This window comes from Methylobacterium tarhaniae, assembly GCF_001043955.1.
GTDB lineage: Bacteria > Pseudomonadota > Alphaproteobacteria > Rhizobiales > Beijerinckiaceae > Methylobacterium > Methylobacterium tarhaniae.
This window is the reverse complement of sequence record NZ_LABZ01000450.1, coordinates 1-602: the sequence shown is the minus strand read 5'-3', so window position 1 is coordinate 602 and position 602 is coordinate 1. Positions and strand designations below refer to the sequence as shown.

Below are 602 nucleotides of genomic sequence, written 5' to 3'. Positions count from 1 at the left end.
CGCGGCCGCTACCGCGCCGCCGCCTTCCGGGACGGGCAATTGCTCGGCGTGCTCGCGCTGGCGCCCTCGGCCGAGCGCCCGACCTGGGACGCCGCCAAGGCCTTCTTCCGCACGCAGGAGCTGCTGGAGCCCTCCGCCCGCCGGGCCCTGATCTCGGGACGGGCCGAGAGCGCCGGCACCGGCCCGCTGGTCTGCGCCTGCCACACGGTCGGGCTCGACACGATCCGGGCGGCGATCAAGGGCGGGGCGCACGGGGTCGAGGCGGTGGGGGCGGCGTGCAAGGCCGGCACCAATTGCGGCTCGTGCATCCCTGAGATCCGCAAGCTGCTCGCCGCCGAACTTGCACCCGCTTCCGCATAGGGGCATCTGATGGTGCAGGACTTCCCCAAACTCGTGTCAGAAACTCACTTTCCCATGCGTACGCCCCGTGCTCCCCGCGAGACCCGCTCCCCGGGCCTCGAGCCCCTGGCCGTGCTTCCGGTCTTCGTGACCCTCACGGGCAAGCGCGCGGTTCTGGCCGGGGCCAATGGGGGTGCTGCCTGGAAGGTGAAGCTGCTCGCCGCCGCCGGCGCCCATGTCGACGTCTTCGCCCCCGAGCCCAC

2 protein-coding genes are annotated in these 602 nt (G+C 72.9%); both read left to right on the top strand.

Translation table 11 applies throughout. From position 1 onward, the window contains the following. Nucleotides 1-360 (top strand): (2Fe-2S)-binding protein (locus VQ03_RS30585; protein ID WP_048454708.1); only part of this gene is annotated, 360 nt, incomplete at its 5' end. 54 nt (nt 361-414) lie between these two features. After that, on the top strand, nt 415-602 hold a 188-nt coding region (locus VQ03_RS30580), incomplete at its 3' end, for an NAD(P)-dependent oxidoreductase (protein WP_048454707.1).